General features: G+C 68.7%; 16 protein-coding genes. 2 read left to right on the top strand and 14 right to left on the bottom strand.

Annotation, left to right across the window (positions count from 1 at the left end):
• Positions 1–236: 236 nt before the first annotated feature.
• The 10 genes from ABTU92_RS04790 to ABTU92_RS04745 all read right to left on the bottom strand — a co-directional run bounded on the left by ABTU92_RS04790 (position 237) and on the right by ABTU92_RS04745 (position 8,944).
• Positions 237–1,442: an NAD(P)-dependent alcohol dehydrogenase gene (locus ABTU92_RS04790; RefSeq protein WP_408088176.1), complete on the bottom strand. Its 1,206-nt coding sequence runs from the start codon at positions 1,440–1,442 to the stop codon at positions 237–239.
• A 174-nt stretch (positions 1,443–1,616) separates the two neighbouring features.
• Entirely contained in the window at positions 1,617–2,675 is a 1,059-nt protein-coding gene (locus ABTU92_RS04785; RefSeq protein WP_408088174.1) for an NAD(P)-dependent alcohol dehydrogenase, read from the bottom strand.
• Positions 2,676–2,832: 157 nt separating this feature from the next.
• Complete coding sequence (locus ABTU92_RS04780; protein WP_408088172.1) at positions 2,833–4,314, bottom strand: MFS transporter; 1,482 nt, start codon at positions 4,312–4,314, stop codon at positions 2,833–2,835.
• Positions 4,311–4,691, bottom strand: coding sequence for a DUF2255 family protein (locus tag ABTU92_RS04775; RefSeq protein ID WP_408088170.1), 381 nt, complete (start codon positions 4,689–4,691; stop codon positions 4,311–4,313). The genes ABTU92_RS04780 and ABTU92_RS04775 overlap by 4 nt, the downstream gene beginning before the upstream one ends.
• Before the next feature lie 269 nt (positions 4,692–4,960).
• Positions 4,961–5,188: a tautomerase family protein gene (locus ABTU92_RS04770; protein WP_408088168.1), complete on the bottom strand. Its 228-nt coding sequence runs from the start codon at positions 5,186–5,188 to the stop codon at positions 4,961–4,963.
• 23 nt (positions 5,189–5,211) lie between these two features.
• Complete coding sequence (locus tag ABTU92_RS04765; protein ID WP_408088166.1) at positions 5,212–5,973, bottom strand: carboxymuconolactone decarboxylase family protein; 762 nt, start codon at positions 5,971–5,973, stop codon at positions 5,212–5,214.
• 70 nt (positions 5,974–6,043) lie between these two features.
• Positions 6,044–6,514: a cytochrome P460 family protein gene (locus tag ABTU92_RS04760; RefSeq protein WP_408088164.1), complete on the bottom strand. Its 471-nt coding sequence runs from the start codon at positions 6,512–6,514 to the stop codon at positions 6,044–6,046.
• Positions 6,515–6,652: 138 nt separating this feature from the next.
• Positions 6,653–7,669, bottom strand: a complete 1,017-nt coding sequence (locus tag ABTU92_RS04755; RefSeq protein WP_408088162.1) for a zinc-dependent alcohol dehydrogenase family protein — start codon at positions 7,667–7,669, stop codon at positions 6,653–6,655.
• Between the two features lie 78 nt (positions 7,670–7,747).
• Positions 7,748–8,515 (bottom strand): glucose 1-dehydrogenase, encoded by a 768-nt coding sequence (locus ABTU92_RS04750; protein WP_408088160.1) that lies wholly within the window; start codon positions 8,513–8,515, stop codon positions 7,748–7,750.
• Positions 8,516–8,548: 33 nt separating this feature from the next.
• Positions 8,549–8,944, bottom strand: coding sequence for a cupin domain-containing protein (locus ABTU92_RS04745; protein WP_408088158.1), 396 nt, complete (start codon positions 8,942–8,944; stop codon positions 8,549–8,551).
• 268 nt (positions 8,945–9,212) lie between these two features.
• Between ABTU92_RS04745 and ABTU92_RS04740 the strand changes: the two genes are divergently transcribed.
• The gene (locus ABTU92_RS04740; RefSeq protein ID WP_408088156.1) at positions 9,213–10,106 is read left to right on the top strand and encodes a LysR family transcriptional regulator; all 894 of its coding nucleotides are present in this window, start codon (positions 9,213–9,215) and stop codon (positions 10,104–10,106) included.
• Positions 10,107–10,242: 136 nt separating this feature from the next.
• Here the strand turns inward: ABTU92_RS04740 and ABTU92_RS04735 are convergent, their stop codons facing one another.
• Positions 10,243–10,968 carry an SDR family oxidoreductase gene (locus ABTU92_RS04735; RefSeq protein WP_408088154.1) on the bottom strand — a complete coding sequence of 242 codons (726 nt, stop codon included), beginning with the start codon at positions 10,966–10,968 and terminating at the stop codon, positions 10,243–10,245.
• 159 nt (positions 10,969–11,127) lie between these two features.
• Here ABTU92_RS04735 and soxR point away from each other — a divergent pair, with 159 nt between their 5' ends.
• Complete coding sequence (gene soxR / locus ABTU92_RS04730; protein WP_408088152.1) at positions 11,128–11,610, top strand: redox-sensitive transcriptional activator SoxR; 483 nt, start codon at positions 11,128–11,130, stop codon at positions 11,608–11,610.
• 303 nt (positions 11,611–11,913) lie between these two features.
• On the opposite strand, the gene ABTU92_RS04725 is transcribed toward soxR, so the two are convergent.
• The 3 genes from ABTU92_RS04725 to ABTU92_RS04715 form a co-directional block, all read right to left on the bottom strand.
• Positions 11,914–12,858, bottom strand: coding sequence for a DUF2493 domain-containing protein (locus ABTU92_RS04725; protein ID WP_408088150.1), 945 nt, complete (start codon positions 12,856–12,858; stop codon positions 11,914–11,916).
• Between the two features lie 279 nt (positions 12,859–13,137).
• Positions 13,138–14,166, bottom strand: coding sequence for a toprim domain-containing protein (locus tag ABTU92_RS04720; protein ID WP_408088148.1), 1,029 nt, complete (start codon positions 14,164–14,166; stop codon positions 13,138–13,140).
• A gap of 58 nt (positions 14,167–14,224) precedes the next feature.
• Positions 14,225–16,315, bottom strand: a complete 2,091-nt coding sequence (locus ABTU92_RS04715; protein WP_408088146.1) for a ParB/RepB/Spo0J family partition protein — start codon at positions 16,313–16,315, stop codon at positions 14,225–14,227.
• Between the last annotated feature and the right edge of the window lie 39 nt (positions 16,316–16,354).

Genomic DNA, 16,354 nt, shown 5'->3' with positions numbered 1-16,354 from the left:
CGTCCGAGCGCAACCTCAGGTCGAGATACTGAAGACGAGATGGCCGTCCACTTCCCCGGGGACCTCACGCGTGTCCTTTCCTGGTTCCCGGGAGAACAGGCCACCCCAGGTCGGACGCCGAAAGTCGGTACAGGTGTGCGTGTCCCGATTTTGAGGTATTCGCGGAGCCGGATGCTGCGCGCCGAAAAAAGCCGACGTGCTGACGACCGCCAACCACAATACAAGCGGCTGTCCGGTCACGCAGCCTTCATGTCGATCACGAAGCGATAGCGGGCTTCCTTGCCGACGACGCGATTCATGGCTTCGTTGATCTGGTCGGGTCGAATCAGCTCGATGTCGGCGGTGATGTTGCGCGCCGCGCAATAGTCCACCACCTCCTGGGTCTCGGCCATGCCGCCGATGATCGACGCGGAAATCGAACGCCGCCGGCGCCAAAGTCCGCCACCGGTGACCTTTTCCAGCTCGAACGGCGTGCCGACGCTCACCAGGGTTCCGTTCAGTCCCAGCAAGAGGAGAAAGGGGCTCGCATCGAAGCTCTTCGGAATCGTCGAAATCAGGAGGTCGTAGGAGCCGGCATGGCTCGCCATCGCCTTCTCGTCGGTGGACAGCACGGCGTCACGCGCGCCGAACCGCCTTGCGTCGGCGATCTTGGACGGGGAGGTCGTGAATGCCGTGACGTCCGCGCGCTCCGCGGCCGCGAGCTTCACGCCCATATGGCCGAGCCCGCCGATACCGATGATTCCGACCCGCATGCCCGGCTCGACGCGCCAATGTCGCAACGGCGAAAATGTCGTGATCCCGGCACACAGCAACGGCGCACGACCCGCGTGGTTTCCGGTCTGCGGCATCCGCACCACGAAATGCTCGGTCACGACGATTCCCTGCGACCATCCCCCTTGGGTGTAGCCGCCGGGAACATCGGCTTTCGACTGGTAGGTGAGCGTGCTGCCTTTCAGGCAGTACTGCTCCAGGTCGGCGATGCAGTTCTCGCAGGTCCCGCAACTGTCGACCATGCAGCCGACCCCGGCGATGTCACCGATCTTGAAACGGGTGACGTCGCGCCCGACACCGATGACGCGACCGACGATCTCGTGGCCGGGCACGCATGGGGTCTGGATCGGCCCCCACTCGCCCTTCACGGTATGGATGTCGGAATGGCACAGGCCGCAATAGAGAATCTCGATAGCGACATCCTTGGGGCCGACAGAGCGCCTTTGGAAACCGACGCGCTGAACCGGACCTCCCGGCTGCTGAACGCCGAAGCCATCGACGGAACGCGGACCGGTTCGATCGTCACCCTGGAGGGTCTGGGCGTCGGCGGATCCGGCGAGGCCGACGCTTGCCGCACCTGCGGCAAATCCGACGCCGGCCTTCACGAGGTTGCGCCGCGCAGCGCCGTGAGCACTCAGGTGCTGGCTCTCGTTCTTGCAGGTCTCACACATTTCAAGCTCCTTTCCCAGGTGCGGTTGGCAGAGGGCACTCTTTCCGTTCGCAGGATCGTGACCTTCATGCCGGCATCCGGCGGGGGGTACGGGACACAGGCGGCTTTGCGACCGGGAACTCGCCCCGTCCCCGAGGCGAGCTCCCTTCGGGGACGAGCGGATCCGCTGGCGCGGTTATCCCGCGGACTCCACGTCGAGCGAGGCCATGTCGATGACGAAGCGATAGTGGACGTCGGATTTCTCCATGCGTTCGAACGCCTCGTTGATCTGGTCCATGCGGATGACCTCGCACTCCGGCATGATGTTCTTGCGCGCGCAGAAATCGAGGAGCTCCTGGGTTTCACGGATGCCACCGATCAACGAGCCGGCGACGCGGCGACGCCCGAAGATCACCGGCGGCGTGATCAGCTCCTCCAGCGGGCCGATCTGACCCACGAGGCAGATCGTCGCGTCGATGTCGAGGAGCGGCATGTAGGGGTTGATGTCGTGCTTCACCGGGATCGTATCGATGATCAGGTCGAATCCGTCGGCCGCGACCTTCATCGCCTCGGCGTCGGAGGTCACGAGAAAGGCGTCCGCGCCCAGGTCGATGGCGTCCTTCTTCTTTCCCGGCGAACGGCTGAGAACGGTGACGTGTGCGCCGAGGCCGACCGCGAGCTTGATCGCCATGTGGCCGAGACCGCCCATTCCGGCGACGCCGACGCGGCTGCCCGGCCCGACGTTCCAGGTGCGGAGCGGCGAGTAGGTGGTGATGCCGGCGCACAGGATCGGCCCGGTCCGCGAGAGGTCCAGCCCATCGGGAACCCGCAGCACGAACTCCTCGCGCACGACGAGATGCTTCGAATAACCGCCGTAGGTGTTCTCATGGGAGATGCGGTCGGGCGAGTTGTAGGTGGCGGTCAGGCCTTCCCGGCAGAACTGTTCCTCGCCGGCGTGGCACTGGTCGCAGTCCTGGCAGCTATCGACCATGCAGCCCACGGCGACGTTGTCGCCGACCTTGTAAGTCTTCACCGCGGAACCGACGGCGGTGACCCGGCCGACGATCTCATGGCCGGGGACGACGGGATAGACGGTGCCGCCCCAATCGTTGCGCACGGTGTGCAGATCGGAGTGGCAAACGCCGCAGTAGAGGATTTCCATCGCCACGTCGTTCGGCCGCAACGCGCGACGCTCGAACGAGAACGGCGCGAGCGGAGCGGTCTTGTCCTTTGCCGCGTATCCAATGGTCTTCATAAGATGTCTCCGGTCGGTTGGTTGCGCGTCGTCGCGGGCGCGCGCGTTTCGGCGTCAGAGCGCCTGAAGGGGGCGGTTCGGGGCATTCGGGCGCACCCGCGCGCCGCTCGAGGACGGTTCCTCGATCCGAGGAGGCGGGCTCGGTTTCGGCGCTCGGTCACGACGCTCGGTCACCGGGGCCTCGGTGTTCACGGAACTGTTCGCGCGCGGTCGCGAGATAGACCCCCAGGGCACCGAGCAGCGAGAAGGAGGCCGAGACGAGAACCGCCATGTTCCATCCCGACAACAACCCGGCGATTCCGGAGGCGGCTCCGCCATGCGTGACGAGGACGGCGCATATGGTCAGGCCGGTCGCCGAGCCGAGATATCTGGCGGTGTTGTTGGCGCCGCTTCCCATCGCGCTGCGGTCGGCGGGAACACTCGCCACGGCCTGCCAGCCGAGCGCCGCATTCAGCACGCCGTTCGCGGCACCCGCCAGCAGCATGCCGGGAACCACCCGAAGCACGGAGCTGTCGGCGCTAAGCCCATAGACGGCGAGCTGTCCGGCGGCACACGCGACGAGGCCGCCGATCATCAACGCCGTGGGAGATGCGCGGATCCAGCGCGCCGCGAACGCCGTGACGGCGCTCGTCGCGGACCATGCGAGGAGCACGATGGCGCCCGTCATGGCTCCCACACCCATCGCGCGCTGCAGGATCATCGGGATCAGCGACATGATGGACAGCACACCCGCCCCGGACGCGAGCGCCGCGAGCGTCGCCCCGACGAAGTCGGGACGACCGAACAGGGACAAATCGAGCATCGGACCGGCGACGCGCCGCTCGACGACGACGAATCCCGCCAGCAGAAGCACGGCGCCGATCAGAAGCACGTAGACCGACGGCTGGTCCCAACCTGTCCGACTCTCCGTGAGGCCCGCCAGAAAGGCGGCCATCCCGAATCCGAGCAGCAACGTGCCGGCCACGTCGACGCAGCGCCGGTCGGCGGCCTGCGATTCCGTGAGAAAGGCCTGGGCCGCAGCGGCCAGCCCTGCGGCCGCGAGCGCCGAAAGCCAATAAGGAAGGCTCCACCCGCCGAGGCGATCCAAGCCCGCCGACAGGATCGGCCCGACCGCGACCCCGGCGCCGAGCGCCGCCGCCCAGACGCCGGCCGCATGACCGAGCGCGGGTCCAGGATAGGCCTGACCGATCAGCCCCAGACCGCAGGCGAGAATCACGCCGCCGCCGAGACCCTGCACGATTCGGGCGACGATCAGCACCAGTGCGCTCGGGGCGAGCGCCCCGAGAACCGAGGCCATCGCGAGCACGACCGTGCCGGCGACGAACGTCCGGCGCCGTCCGTAATCGTCGCCGATCGCGCCGCTTCCCAGGAGAGCGGACGCCGCCCCGACACTCATCGCGCTCAGGATCCACGCCTGCTCGCCAGGACCGGCGCCGAGCGCTTCCGACGCGCTCGTCAGCGTGGTCAGCGGGACGGTGAAGACGACGAGCACCAGTGCGGTCGCGATGGAGGCGACGGCGAGAGTCGCCGCCGGTCCGCCTCGGGGACGGTTCGAGCGCGGCGGGTTCGAGCCCGACGCGTCCGGGCCCGAAGACGGACCATCACGTTGCTCGTCGGCCCGGGCGCTGTCGCACCTCATGACCGGCCGGCTTCCGCCGGCGCGGACGACTCGCGCGGCATGATTTTCATGGTCGCGGCTCGCGACCGGGCGCCGATCATGTGACCGAGATACGGACTCGTCCGATATTTCGCCCGATAGGCTTCGTCGATCCTGTCGGCGACGGCGTCCGACACCGGCTCGAACACGACCTCCTTCGTCATGCCGGCGGCCGTGATCCGTCCGGCCTTCCGACGAAGGGCGGCCTGGTACCAGCTCGAGCTGGTGCCGTTGTAGGCGCGGACGTAGAGTGCTCCGTCCACCGCGACGGACCAGATCCATGTCGGCGTGCCGTACGTCACTCCGTCGTCGCGGAACGGCGAGACATGCAGATCGTCCGCCTCCGCGATCCGTCTCAAGTCCTCTCCCGGCCAATCCGTCAAAAGTCGTTCTCCTTGTTTCGGGCGCCGCTTCCGGCCCAGCTCCCGCGTGTCCGCGACGGCGGGACGAACCGGACGCCGTGGACCGGCGCGCGCGGCCGAGGCCGCGCCGGAACGCCGGTCGGCCCATCGTCCTCCGGCGCGCCATGACCGTCGCCTCGGGCGGAATCGGTGAGACGGTGAATGCGGTGTGGCTGCGGCCCTGCCGTCGCCGAGGATTTCGACGTCGCCGTCGCGAGCCCGTCGCCTCACATCTGATAGCCGGGCTTCTTGTAGAGGGTCGCCGGCTTCCGAACGATGTCCGGCTCGTAGACCTGCTTCTTCCAGTCCTTCGCCGCCACCTCCTCGATGCCCACCGAGACGGACTCCTCGCCGTAGCCGAGGATGCGCATCACCGACTCGGTGATCTCCTCGGCCAATCTGCGCTTCTGGGCTTCGGGCTTGCCCGGCCAGACCTTGACGACGACGTGCGGCATGTTCGTTTCCCGTCCGGACGCTGTCAGCGCGACCGCTTCTCGATCACGTCCTTCACCACCGGCAGCGCCGAGAAGACGCTCGGCCATCCGACATAGAAGGCGAGATGCGTGAGGACGCCACCCACCTCCGGCGGCTTCAGGCCGTTGTCCATCGCCCGCCCGAGGTGGTAGGGGATCTGAGCCGTCTGTCCGGTCGCGATCAGAGCGACGACCGTGACGAGGCTGCGATCGCGCGGCGCCAGATCCGGCCGCAGCCACAGGTCGCGGAACAGGACGTCGGTGGTGTTCCGAACGAGCCCCGGCGCGATCGCCCCGAACTGCCGGCCCACGGTCTCGGCACGCGTCGCCTCGGCCTTCTCGTCGAGCGGCAGCGGATCGGGTGACGCCGACGGAAGCTGATCCGGACCGATCTTGCGGGCCGCGAAGACATCCTTCGCGACCGCCACGGCCGACGTGGCATTCGGCCAGCCCGCATAGAACGCGAGATGGGTGATGATCTCCGACACCTCGCGCGGCGCGACGCCGTCGTCCAGAGCACGGTTCATGGTGAACGCCATCTCGCCCGGCTCATTCCGCGCGATCAGTGCCGCGAGCGTGACGATGCCGCGGTCGCGCGCCGACAGGTCCGTCCGCTTCCACACACCGCCGAGCAGCGTCTGCTCGCGGTATCTGTCGAGAGCGGGCGCCACCGCCTTCAGGGTCTCCGACATGCGACTCTCCTGTGCGTTGGCCGATGGCGTCGCGAGCAGCGCGGCCGCGACGGCAGCAGCGGCGACGATTTTCATGGCATCTCCTCTCGTGTCCGATTCCGTATTTCGGCTCCGTATTTCGGCCGGCCTTCGACGTGCGCAGACCTCATCGTGTGCCGCGCATGCGGTCCAGCGTGAAGACGAAGTCCTGGCCCGCCTGCGACTTGTGGCAGGCGAAGCATCGGTCGAGCGTTTCGCCGCGATTCACGGTGCGGTCGGCGCCGAACGCCTGATATTCCCATTCGCCGTTCCGACTCTCGGGCGGACGATCGACACCCCAGCCGCTGCGCTTCTCCATGACGACGTACCGGAAGAGCTTGCCGTCCCGATAGTCGACCAGCGTGATCACGGTTCCGCCGGGGAGAGGCCGGCCTTCCTTCACCGCCTCCACGGCGGCCCGGCTGGTGAAGATCTCCTCGCGGATGTTGCCGCGCTCGACGGTCGTGTAGCGGACGCCCTCGGCGTAATTCTCCGGGAAGGCGACGAGGTCGCCGGCCGCCCGAACCTGTCCGGGGAGGAGACCCGAAGCCGCCGAGACGGCGAAAGCGACTGCGACGAAGGCCGAACGCGTGATCATGTCGTCTGATTCCCGATTGCATCGCGGAGAGCCGTGCGCGCACATCGCCGCACGGACAGCGAGATGCCGCTGTCGTGACGACCCCCTGCCCCGCAGCCCGCGAACGAGTGCGCACCGGCCCACCGCAGACGCGCAGCGTCACGGGCGCAGCAGCGCCTTGATGGCGCGGCGCTCGTCCATGGCGCGGTAGCCTTCGGCCACCTGGTCGAGCGGCAGCGTCAGGTCGAACACCTTGCCGGGATCGATCTTGCGGTTCCACACGAGGTCGATCAGCGTGGGCAGATATCGCCGGACCGGTGCCGGACCGCCGTGGAGATGGACGGCCTCGAAGAACAGCTCGGTTCCGTCGAGCGTGACGCCGTGCGGAACGCCGACGAAGCTCGCCCAGCCCCCCGGCCGCGTGGCGTGGATCGCCTGCATCATCGACTGCTGCGTGCCCACGCATTCGAGCACCGAGTCGGCACCGACGCCGTTGGTCATGTCCATGATGCGGGCGACGCCCTCGTCGCCGCGCTCGGTCACGATGTCGGTCGCACCGAACTCGCGCGCGAGCCTCTGGCGCGTCTCGTGCCGGCTCATCGCGATGATCCGCTCGGCGCCCATCTGCTTGGCCGAGAGGACCGCGAGCAGGCCGACTGCGCCGTCGCCGACCACCGCGACCGTCGATCCCGGCTTCACGTTGGCGGCGTCGGCGGCGTACCACCCGGTGCCGAGGACGTCGGAGGTCGTCAGCAGGCTGGCGAGCAGATCGTCCGGCGGGATGTCGGGCGTCGGCACCAGGGTTCCGTCCGCGTGCGGAACGCGGAGCAGCGGCGCCTGCGCCCGGCTGATGAACTCGCGCTCGACGCAGGACGACTGGTAGCCGTGCCGGCAGTGGGGGCAGACGTTGTCGGACGTCGCGAACGAGCCGATCACGAACTGGCCCGGCCTGACCGACGTCACGGCGCTGCCGACCTCCTCGACGATGCCGCAGTATTCGTGTCCCATCGGGGTCGGCCCCGCGAGCGGCTGCAGCCCGCGATACGGCCACAGGTCCGATCCGCACACGCAGGTGACGGCGATCCGAACGATCGCATCGGTCGGTCGCTCGATCTTCGGGGTCTCGCGGTCCTCGAAGCGAATGTCACCCGGTCCGTAGAGAACTGTTCCCAACATGGTCTCGTCTCCTTGATCGTCACCTGTCCGACCGCGGGGCGCGTCGCGTGCCGCGCCGGGACACGGTCGGCCGGTCGTTCACGGCACGGTCATGCCGCCGTCCACGGTGAGTGCCTGGCCGACCACGTAGCTCGCCCCCGGGCTGCACAGCCACAGCACCGCCGCGGCGATCTCCTCCGGGTGGCCCGCCCGGCCGATCGGAACGGCCTTCTCCATCTCGGCATAGGCCTGCTCGTTCCCGTCGACGACGTCGCGGGCGATCTGGGTGTCGATCAGGCCGGGGTTCACCGCGTTCACGCGGATGCCCTTCCTGATCACCTCGAGCGCGGCGGTCCGGGTGAGGCCGACGACGCCGTGCTTCGAGGCGATGTAGGGAGCGATGCCGGGATTGCCGGTCAGCGCCCCGACCGAGGCATTGTTGACGATCGCACCGCTGCCTTGCCGCTCCATCTGCCGCAGCTCGTGCTTCATGCAGGTCCACACGCCGCGCAGATTGATCCCGATCACCCGCTCCCATTCGTCGGGCGTGCCGTCGGTGACGGGAGCGATCCTGGCCATGACCCCGGCATTGTTGAACGCGGCGTCGAGCCGCCCGAGCTCGGCGACGGTCCGCTCCACCATCGCGGCGACCTGGGCGTCCTCGCTCACGTCGCACCGGATCGCGACGGCCCGGTGACCGGCGGCCGTGAGCGCCCGAGCCGCCGCGCTCACCGCGTCGCCGTTCACGTCCGCCAGGACGACGGCTGCGCCCGCTTCCGCGAACGCCCGCGCCGTCGCCAGCCCCATGCCGGCGGCAGCGCCGGTGACGAGCGCGACCTTGCCGCCGAAGTCCAGCGGGTTGCTCATGATCTTGCGTCTCCTCGGCGCCGGTATCGCGCGTCAGCGCCGGTACTGCGCGTCGCTGACCTTCTCCAGCCAGTCGACCGCCTTGCCGTCGCGGGACTCCTGGATGGCGATGTGGGTCATCGCCGTCGTCGGCGTGGCACCGTGCCAGTGCTTCTCGCCGGGCGGGAACCAGACGACGTCGCCGGGCCGGATCTCCTCGATCGGGCCGCCTTCGCGCTGCACCCATCCGAGGCCCGACGTCACGATCAGGGTCTGGCCGAGCGGATGCGTGTGCCAGGCGGTGCGGGCGCCCGGCTCGAACGTGACGCTCGCGCCGCCGACGCGCGCGGGATCGGGCGCCTGAAAGAGCGGATCGACCCGGACGTCACCGGTGAACCACTCCGTCGGCCCCTTGCGCGAGGCTTGCGAGCCGGCGCGTGTGATCTCCATTGCCCCGATCCTTTCTCGTGTTGCGCCGGTGGTGGACCCGGCCGGGACCTCGCCGACGAGAGCCGGGAGGACCAGTGCGCCGCCGGCGCCGATCATGCCTCTGCGCGTGATCATCGAACCTCCGGAGTGGCTGCTGGATTCGCCGGCTCGGTCGTCGACGACGGCCGGCGGGGCCGAGCTGACGGCCCCGCTACGGGGACAATTTAGGGGCTGGCGGCTCCACGACTACCCGCTACAATCTGCTAGGACCTATAAGCAGGAGCGATGAATGCCGAAGGGAAGCCTCGACGACCTCCGATCCTTTGTCGCGGTCGCACGGGAGCGGAGCTTCACGCGAGCGGCCGGAAAGCTCGGGGTCTCGCAATCCGCGCTCAGCCAGACGATCCGCCAGATCGAGGAGCGGCTGGGCGTGCGACTGCTCACCCGCACGACCCGCAGCGTCGCCCCGACCGAGGCGGGGGAACGGTTGATGCGCACCGTTTCGGTCCGGCTCGAGGAGATCGAGGCCGAGCTGGACGCCTTGAGCGAGCTTCGTGACAAGCCGGCCGGCACGGTGCGGATCACGGCCGGCGACCATGCGATCCGATCGATCGTCTGGCCCAAGCTGGAGAAGCTGGTCCCGCTCTATCCGGATATCAATCTCGAGATCGTCATCGATTACGGCCTGACCGACATCGTCGCGGAGCGATACGACGCCGGCATCCGGCTGGGCGAGCAGGTCGCCAAGGACATGATCGCGGTGCGGATCGGGCCGGACGTCCGCTTCGCCGTGGTCGGGTCGAAGTCCTACTTCTCCGGGCGCGCTCTTCCTCGAACGCCGCAGGACCTGATCGAGCACGACTGCATCAATCTCCGCCTGCCGACCTACGGCGGCACCTATGCCTGGGAGTTCGAGAAGAACGGACGCGAGCTGAACGTGCACGTCGAAGGCCAGCTCGTCTTCAACAGCATCTTCCAGGTGCTCGATGCGGCCGTTGCGGGACTGGGTCTCGCCTTCGTGCCGGAGGACATCGCGGCGCCGCATCTCGCCAAAGGTCGGCTCCGGCGCGTGCTCGAGGACTGGTGTGCGCCCTGGTCGGGCTACCACCTCTACTATCCTCATCGCCGCCAGTCCTCGCCGGCCCTGGCCGTTCTGGTCGATGCGCTTCGATACCGCGGGTGACGCGCAGGTCAGGCTGCGATTGTTGCACCTGGGCCTCGCGAGAGGCAATGGGGTGAAGCGCTGATAGGAACCGAGTCGGGCGGGTGCGGACCTGTCCAGCGGGGGGCTGGTCCGCACCCGGCCGTGGTTCGCCTGGCTACCAGGGCAGGTTCCCCGAATCGTCTGCGAAGGAGCCGGTCGGTCCCGCGCCGTCGATCAGCGCGAACGTGATGGCGACGACCGCCGCCTGCTCCGGCGTGCGCGACCCGGCGTAATTGGTCGCCGCGGTCGCCGTGTAGCCCGGGCAGATCGCATTGACCTTGATCCCCTTCTCGGCCAGGCGGTCGGCATAGCTGAGGGTGAGCGAGTTCAGCGCCGCCTTGGACGCCTGATAGGTCGGCATCTTGGTGTCGGCGAAGGCCCAGCTCGGGTCGGCGCGCAGACCGAACGAGCCGAGCACCGAGGACACGTTGACGATGCGCGCCCGGTCCGACTTCTCCAGCAGCGGAACCATCGCCTCGATCAGGCGGACAGTGCCGACGACATTGACGGCCAGCGTCCGCTCCATCCGCTGCACCACCGACAGCGACGGGTCGTAGTCGAGCCCGATGCCGGCGTTGTTGATCAGGATGTCGAGATGGCCGAAATCGCGGGTGATCCGTGCGGCGAGCGCCGCGACGCTGGCGTCGTCGGTGGTGTCGAGCTGCACCGGCCACACCTGGAGGCCCTCCGGCCGCAGCGCGACGGCGGCCTCCTCGCCCTGATCGAAATTGCGGCATCCGAGCAGCACATGCACGCCCTTGCGTGCGAGCCCGGTCGTGATCGCCAGCCCGATGCCGCGATTGGCGCCGCTGACGAGGGCCAGAGGCCTTTTCGTTCCCATGATGTCCGCTCCAGACGAGCCGGAGCGAGCCTGCACGACGCGCGCGAGAGGCATCGACTCCGTGATCACCCCGGCCGTCTCGGCCGAGGGACTTGCACAGACAAGCCGACGCTCCGTATAAAACCTCGAGCTTACTCGAGGTCAAGGAAATACCCCGTCTTGAGCCTAGGTAGAAAACCGCCCTCGTTCCTGACCGTGGGCGAGGTGGCGCGGCGCAGCGGCGTCGCCGTGTCGACGCTTCACTTCTACGAGGCCAAGGGGCTCGTCGCGGCGACCCGCAGCCGCGGCAACCAGCGGCGATTCTCGCGCGACATCCTGCGGCGGATCGCGATCATCCGGGTGGCGCAGCGGCTCGGCATGCCGCTCGCCGAGATCGCCGTCCTCCTGAAGCCGATCCCGCCCGGCAAGCAGCCGTCGGCGGCCGACGTTCGCGACATGGTGGCGAGCTGGCGGCGCGCCCTGCAGGCTCGCATCGACGGATTGACGCGGCTGCGCGACAGCCTCGACGGCTGCATCGGATGTGGCTGCCTGTCGCTCGAGGACTGCCCTCTGCGCAATCCCTCCGACCAGCTCGGCCGGGACGGCGAAGGAGCCGTGCTCCTGCGGAACGACGACGTCAAGGAGATCAGCACCGAGGAATGAAGAGAGGCTCTCCAATGCTGCTTTTCAGATTGTGGGGCTTCAGTGTTCGGGTTCGGGGGGCAACGAAAAGCAGTCGAAAGCAGTCGAACGTCGTGTAGATCTTGCCGCGCTCGCCGCCAACCCGGCGGAAGCCCTCCAGGGCGGGCCGATACGAGACGCAGCGCGAGGTGCGTTAGAACAATGCCAAAACGGCCGAGCTGTCTCTCGCCATCGATACGGCGCTTGCCGCGGCTGCGCTACGACAGCGAATAGAGCGATCTTTTAGTGTGATCTTCTAAAACGACGTGGACCCACTTCTGGCACTCACGAGCAATTTGCCTTTCGGAAATCGAACAGCGGGATGCCGAGAACTCGTGCCTTGTCGGCGAGGTTGTCGGTGACGCCGGAGCCGGGGAAGACGACGACGCCGATCGGCATGGTCTCGATCAGCTGGTCGTTGCGCTTGAACGGGGCGGCCTTGGCGTGACGGGCCCAGTCGGGCTTGAAGACGATCTGTGGCACCTTGCGGGTGTCGGCCCAGCAGGCGGCGATCTTCTCGGCCCCGCGCGGTGTACCGCCGTGTAGCAGGACCATGTCGGGGTGCTTGGCATGGACGCGGTCGAGTGCGTTCCAGATGCGGTGGTGATCGTTGAAGGTGACGCCGCCCGCGAAGGCGATCTTGGTGCCGGGCGGCAGCAGGACCTCGGTCTCGGCGCGCCGACGCGCCATGAGGAAATCTCGGCTGTCGATCATCGCGGCCGTGAGCGTACTCCGGTTGACCAGTGACCCGGTGCGCGGGCGCCAGGCGTGGCCGGTGTGGACCTCGAACAGTTCCGCGGCTGTGTCGCGCATGAACTCGAAGCTGTTGCGTCGCTCGATCAGGGTGAGCCCCTGAGCGAGCAGGCGCTCGAGCTCGACGGATCGGACCTCCGAGCCGTCCTGCTCGTGCTGGCTTCGGCACTGGCCGGCCTCGTTGGCATCGAGCTGGCGTTGAATGCGATCGACGCCGCGGTGGAAGACGTTCACGATCGACCAGAGCAGGTCGGGCAGATCGGGCTCGAGGCGGGTGTCGCCGAGCGTCGCGACGAAGGCGTCGAACACGTCGGCGAGTGCGCCGTGCAGGCGGCCGGCATCGGGAAGCGGGCGCGGATCGGGATCGTCCTCGAAGGGGCGATGACCGTGAAGCTGCAACTCGTCGAGAAGACGGGCGGTCGGTGATGCGGCGTGGTTCGGTTCGAAGTCGTCATTGATGAGCCGGTCGGCGTCCATGGCTCGGATCTCTCGTCGGGTGGCCGCACCATCGCGGCCTTCACGGCGATCCCTCGCCGGGAGCGGCGCGGACCTGCACCCGGAGGGCCGAAGCGAAGCGGAGGACGGCGGAGCGCGCTCGTGCCTGTCGGAGAGGGCCGACGTCGGATGCCGCGCGCAGCCGTTGCGGGCCCTTGCCGATTCCGGCCCCGATCGCCCTCTGGAAGGCCGCGGCGCGGCCCTCCCGGCGCATGATCCGCTCCGCCGACCGGGGATCTCGATGGCGATGTAATCGACCGGTCAGTACCGGCCCGCGGCGAATCGCGTGGTGTCTTCGGGCATGAGCTGACGACGGAGCGAAGCAGCGAACCCGATCGGGCCGAGAAGACGCAGGTCGACGTTGAAGTCGTTCCTCGTCGGGCTGAGCACGGCCGTCGCGATCCCGACCTCCTCGGCGCGGTCGCGGAGTGTCTGCGCGGCACGGCGCCCGGCAGCGTCGTTGTCCTGCGCGACGTAGAGGCGCCGCATGGTCGGTGAGACGATCACGGCAGCGAGGTGGTTGGCCGACAGGGCGGCGATCAGCGGCATGTGCGGGAGTGCGCAGCGGATCGACAGCATGGTCTCGATCCCCTCGCCCGCGACGAGAACGTCGGCGACGTCACCGAAGCGAACGCCGTTGCCGAGGAGATGCCCCATGGCGCGGCGGGGCGTGATGAGCGGCGCCTTGCCGGCGCCGTCGCGAGCGAGCCAGGTGCGATGGACTCCGGTGATCGTGCCGTCGAGATCCGTGACCGCAGCGAGCAAGGCCGGCCAAGTCTCACAGGGGCTGGTCTCGGTCGCGCGGTGGAAGCAGCGTGCGTGAAATCGGAGTGCCGGAAGGTCGCGAAGATCGCCGATGCCGCGGCTGCGGAGATAGGCCTCGGCGAGCGTGCCCCGGATCGGTCGCCCCATGGCGAACAGGCGCTGGGCGGATTCAGGAGAGCCGGCTGGCATCGGTGGCAGGGGTGGGGCGGGTTCTGGGCGAGGCTGGTTGAGGAACCGGCGTGCTTCGTCGAGCACGTCCGGGACGTCGGTGAGGTGGCAGTTGTGCGCGATGAGGTCGAGAAGATCACCGTGCTCGCCAGTCGCCGCATCGGTCCACTTGCCGGCGGCGCCCTTGCCGCCGTCGGACCCGTGCAGCCGGACATAGAGGCTCCGGCCGGGAGTGTTGTCGACGTCGCCGACCACCCAATAGCGGCCTTGGCGGCGGCCGTTCGAGAGGTAGTGGCGACACACGGCCTCGGCGTCGTGCGCGAGTCGCTTGGCGAGATCGGCGGCAGGTCCGGGCATCGTTCCCCTCCAAAGAAGTGGCCCGCCGGTGAGGCGGGCCGGAGGTCTCCTGGGCTTGTTATTCGGCGGCGATGCCCGCCGACGCCTCGGAGTCTTCCTCCTCGGCCCCCGATCGGTCCATGGCCGGTTCGCCGCCCGTGGCCGCCGATTGCGCTTCGCCGTTGTCGGCCTCGACTTCGGCACTCACGACGACGTCCTGCCCCGGCGTACGCAGCGGCTCCGGGACCCAGCGCGAGCCCGCGAGCAGCGCCTCGGCGGCACTCGCCATCTCGGGCTTCTTGAGATGCGCGATGCGGTCCGCCGCCCCCCTGCCCTTCGCCTCGTGCACCGCCGCGAGGATGCGACCCTTTGTGACTCGGCCGAAGTAGGTGTCGACGGTCGGACGCCACCCGACCGCCGCCATGTCGAGGCCGACCATCTCGGCGAGGCGATCGGCGTGGGCGAGCGCCTTGGGCCGCCGGCTCCAGCTCTCGTGCACGGCGTTGACGGTGAGCGAGACACAGTGCGCGAACAGCGCCCGCCGACTGTCGTGGTCGAAGGCGACGAGCCCATCCCACAGCGCGCCCGAGTCCCCCGGCAGCTGGGCGGACCACGCCGCGTGACGGGCGTCGATCGCCTGTGCCGACACGGTATCGGCGAGACCGGGGGCTTGGCTGCCGAACATCGCGCTCTTCGGCTCGATCTCCAGGCAGGAGTCGAGGCCGTAGCGGTAGAACAGCTTCAGGCAGAGGATATGGAGGACCGCCAGGAAGGCGGCGTCCGGGTCGCTGCCGAGCGCATCCCGCAACGCGACGGTGCGGTGCGCGGTCAGCTCGGTGAGCAGCCGGTCGGGGAGCGGCCGGACTCCCTCGTCGTCCTCCGGCTCGGGCACCGGGTCGCTGGTGATGGCCGGGTCGGTGGCGGAGGCCGCCGGCTCGATCTTGCTCGCGCCCGTCGTGTCGGGCTCGGGCTCCTCGGAGGACACGACCGGCGGCTCGTCCTCGCGACGGACGAACCCGCGCTCGATCCGAAGCCCACCCGCCCCGTCGATGCTGACGAAGGCCCCTGCGCGGGCGATCTCGGCCGGGTCGTAGGCCATGGGGCGGTCGTCGAAGGCGGCGAGCGCCGTCTCGATCGCGGCGAGCCGCTCGTCGACCTCCTCGGGAATGTGGTCCGCGTCGGCATGGGCTTGCTCGAGCCCTTCGTACTCGGTCCGCAGCGCATCGCACGCGCTCGCCTCCTCCTCGGTGAGCGACCGCTGTTGGCCGATCAGCCGGCGAAGCCCGTAGGTGTGGCCATACGGGAAGTCCGGCGCGACCTCGACCCAGGCCCAGCCCTCGGCGCGAACGGCATCCGCCTCCCGATCCAGCTTCTCGGTGGCGAGCCGGTCGAGCAGCGCCGGGTCCTGCAGCCAGCCGCCCTCGTCGGACTGGAACAGGTCGCGCAGGACGATGCCGCCGGCCGCCTCGTACGCCTCGAAGCCGACGAACTGCGCCCGCTTGTCGGACGCCCGGACAGCACCTTCGGTGAGCAGGCGCCGAATCTGATACGGCTCCTTCGAGAACGACCGCTGCACCGCCTCCCAGACCTGCTCCTGGCGGGCGTGATCGGGATTGATCGTGAACGCCATCAGCTGCTCGAGCGTCATGCCATCCTCGGCATAGACGTCGAGGAGCGCCGGCGACACCGCGGCGAGGCGGAGCCGCTGGCGCACGACACTGACCGAGATGAAGAAGGCGGCCGCGATCTCCTCCTCGGAGCGCCCCTTCTCCCGCAGCGTCATGAACGCCCGGAACTGGTCGAGCGGATGGAGCGGCGCGCGCTGGACATTCTCGGCGAGGCTGTCCTCCTCGGGCGTCCCGTCGATCCGGATGACGCACGGCACCGGCGCCGTGCGGGCGAGCCGCTTCTGCTTCACCAGCAGCTCGAGGGCGCGGTAGCGCCGGCCGCCGGCCGGGATCTCGAAGATCCCCGTCTCCGCGCCGGTCGCGTCGACGATCGGCCGGACCGTGAGGCTCTGCAGCAGGGTCCGACGGGCGATGTCCTCGGCGAGCTCCTCGATCGAGACGCCGGCCTTGATCCGCCGGACATTGGACTGGCTGAGCACCAGCTTGTTGAACGGGATGTCGCGCGACACGCTGAGCGTGAGCTTGGGACCAGGCTTCGCCATGATGCTTCTCCACGACGGCCGGCCGAAGACCTCTCTCTC

This window comes from Rhodoplanes sp. SY1 (genome assembly GCF_046000175.1).
Lineage (GTDB): Bacteria > Pseudomonadota > Alphaproteobacteria > Rhizobiales > Xanthobacteraceae > Rhodoplanes.
Note: the sequence above shows the minus strand (reverse complement) of the source record. Positions and strands in the feature narration are given on the sequence as shown.